A 3430-nucleotide genomic window follows, 5' to 3' on the forward strand; every position below is an offset into this window, starting at 1 on the left:
GTTGTCCGGCGGCGTCCTACTCTCCCACCCCGTCTCCAGGGCAGTACCATCGGCGCTGAGAGGCTTAGCTTCCGGGTTCGGAATGGGTCCGGGCGTTTCCCTCTCGCCATGGCCGCCGTAACACTGTGAACAACAACCGGCCGGCGCCACCCGCTGGTGGCGCCCGGGGGTTGGGCGTTCAGAGCTGCACAGTGGACGCTGTCATACGCACATCATCGATGTCCCCGCGTGTGTGTGGGGATGGTGTGTGGTCAAGCCCTCGGCCTGTTAGTACCGGTCAGCTCCACACCTCACGGTGCTTCCACTTCCGGCCTATCAACCCGCTGGTCTGGGCGGGGGCCTTACCCCATTGACTGGGTGAGAGACCTCATCTCGAAGCGAGCTTCCCGCTTAGATGCTTTCAGCGGTTATCCCTGCCGAACGTAGCCAACCAGCAGTGCACCTGGCGGTACAACTGGCACACCAGAGGTTCGTCCGTCCCGGTCCTCTCGTACTAGGGACAGCTCTTCTCAAGTCTCTTACGCGCACGGCGGATAGGGACCGAACTGTCTCACGACGTTCTAAACCCAGCTCGCGTACCGCTTTAATGGGCGAACAGCCCAACCCTTGGGACCTACTCCAGCCCCAGGATGCGACGAGCCGACATCGAGGTGCCAAACCATCCCGTCGATATGGACTCTTGGGGAAGATCAGCCTGTTATCCCCGGGGTACCTTTTATCCGTTGAGCGACACCGCTTCCACATGCCGGTGCCGGGTCACTAGTCCCAGCTTTCGCTCCTGCTCGACCCGTCGGTCTCACAGTCAAGCTCCCTTGTGCACTTGCACTCGACACCTGATTGCCAACCAGGCTGAGGGAACCTTTGGGCGCCTCCGTTACATTTTGGGAGGCAACCGCCCCAGTTAAACTACCCACCTGACACTGTTCCTGATCCGGATCACGGACCGAGGTTAGACATCCAATTCGACCAGAGTGGTATTTCAACGGCGACTCCACGGACACTGGCGTGCCCGCTTCACAGTCTCCCACCTATCCTACACAAGCCGAACCGAACACCAATATCAAGCTGTAGTGAAGGTCCCGGGGTCTTTCCGTCCTGCCGCGCGTAACGAGCATCTTTACTCGTAGTGCAATTTCGCCGAGCCTGTGGTTGAGACAGCTGAGAAGTCGTTACGCCATTCGTGCAGGTCGGAACTTACCCGACAAGGAATTTCGCTACCTTAGGATGGTTATAGTTACCACCGCCGTTTACTGGCGCTTGAGTTCTGAGCTTCGCACACCGGAGTGCACTAACCCGTCCCCTTAACGTTCCAGCACCGGGCAGGCGTCAGTCCGTATACATCGTCTTACGACTTCGCACGGACCTGTGTTTTTAGTAAACAGTCGCTTCTCACTGGTCTCTGCGGCCACCCACCGCTGCCCCGCGCGAGGCGGTTCACGGTAGACGGCCCCCCTTCTCCCGAAGTTACGGGGGCATTTTGCCGAGTTCCTTAACCACAGTTCGCTCGATCGCCTCGGTATTCTCTACCTGACCACCTGAGTTGGTTTGGGGTACGGGCCGCTCGGAACTCGCTAGAGGCTTTTCTCGGCAGCATAGGATCATCGGATTCGCCTCATTCGGCTATGCGTCAGGCCTCACCCTTGTGTCCGGCGGATTTGCCTACCAGACGGGCCACACCCTTGCACCGGTACTACCACTCACCGGCCCGACTACCTTCCTGCGTCACCCCATCGCTTGCCTACTACCAGTCCGGGTCCCCAGCTACTCCCACCCACTCCTCCGAAGAGCAGTGAGCGGTTTCGGTGGGTCAGCATCGCTGGGTTCAGCATGGGCGTTCCTTCGCGGGTACGGGAATATCAACCCGTTGTCCATCGACTACGCCTGTCGGCCTCGCCTTAGGTCCCGACTCACCCTGGGCGGATTAGCCTGGCCCAGGAACCCTTGGTCTTCCGGCGGGGGAGGTTCTCACTCCCCTCTCGCTACTCATGCCTGCATTCTCACTCGTGTGGCGTCCACGGCTGGATTCCTCCGCCGCTTCACCCGCCACACGACGCTCCCCTACCCACCCACGAACCTGGCCGGCGTTCCGAAGAACACCGGCGGGATATCTCGTGAGTGCCACGGCTTCGGCGGTGTGCTTGAGCCCCGCTACATTGTCGGCGCGGAACCACTTGACCAGTGAGCTATTACGCACTCTTTCAAGGGTGGCTGCTTCTAAGCCAACCTCCTGGTTGTCTCTGCGATCCCACATCCTTTTCCACTTAGCACACGCTTAGGGGCCTTAGCCGATGATCTGGGCTGTTTCCCTCTCGACTACGAACCTTATCGCCCGCAGTCTCACTGCCGCGCTCTCACTTACCGGCATTCGGAGTTTGGTTGACGTCAGTAACCTTGTGGGGCCCATCGGCCATCCAGTGCTCTACCTCCGGCAAGAAACACGCGACGCTGCACCTAAATGCATTTCGGGGAGAACCAGCTATCACCGGGTTTGATTGGCCTTTCACCCCTACCCACAGCTCATCCCCCAGGTTTTCAACCCTGGTGGGTTCGGTCCTCCACGCGGTCTTACCCGCGCTTCAACCTGGCCATGGGTAGATCACCCGGCTTCGGGTCTAGAGCACGCGACTCGTTCGCCCTGTTCGGACTCGCTTTCGCTACGGCTACCCCACACGGGTTAACCTCGCCACGTACCGCTAACTCGCAGGCTCATTCTTCAAAAGGCACGCAATCACCGCCCGCACGAATGCGGATTGACGGCTCTCACGGCTTGTAGGCACACGGTTTCAGGTACTATTTCACTCCCCTCCCGGGGTACTTTTCACCTTTCCCTCACGGTACTCGTCCGCTATCGGTCACCAGGGAGTATTCAGGCTTAGCGGGTGGTCCCGCCAGATTCACACCGAATTCCACGGGCTCGGTGCTACTTGGGAACACGACAACAAGGAGGCGCAGCGTTTTCGTGTACGGGGCTCTCACCCTCTACGGCGACCCCTTCCAGAGGCCTTCCACTAACAACTACGCTTTCTCACTCCCCGCCAGTCCGGCAGAACTGACACGATCGGTCCCACGACCCCGCTCCCACAACCCCTGCCGGGTATCACATGGAAACGGTTTAGCCTCATCCGCTTTCGCTCGCCACTACTCACGGAATCACGGTTGTTTTCTCTTCCTGTGGGTACTGAGATGTTTCACTTCCCCACGTTCCCTCCACACGCCCTATGTGTTCAGGCGCGGGTCACACCACATGACTGGTGCGGGGTTCCCCCATTCGGACACCCTCGGATCAACGCTCGGTTGGCAGCTCCCCGAGGCTTATCGCAGCCTCCCACGTCCTTCATCGGCTCCTGGTGCCCAGGCATCCACCGTGTGCCCTCAACATCTTGGCCACACACAAACCTACAAACACGCGAACTCTGGCATCACTCGAACC

General features: G+C 59.6%; 2 rRNA genes. Both read right to left on the bottom strand.

Annotated elements, in window-relative coordinates:
• Positions 1-3 precede the first annotated feature (3 nt).
• Positions 4-120 (bottom strand): 5S ribosomal RNA (rrf, locus tag BUE37_RS22970).
• A 127-nt stretch (positions 121-247) separates the two neighbouring features.
• Positions 248-3386: ribosomal RNA gene (locus BUE37_RS22975) — 23S ribosomal RNA — on the bottom strand.
• Positions 3387-3430: the final 44 nt, after the last annotated feature.

The sequence above is a fragment of the Geodermatophilus nigrescens genome (genome assembly GCF_900129495.1).
GTDB classification, from domain to species: domain Bacteria; phylum Actinomycetota; class Actinomycetes; order Mycobacteriales; family Geodermatophilaceae; genus Geodermatophilus; species Geodermatophilus nigrescens.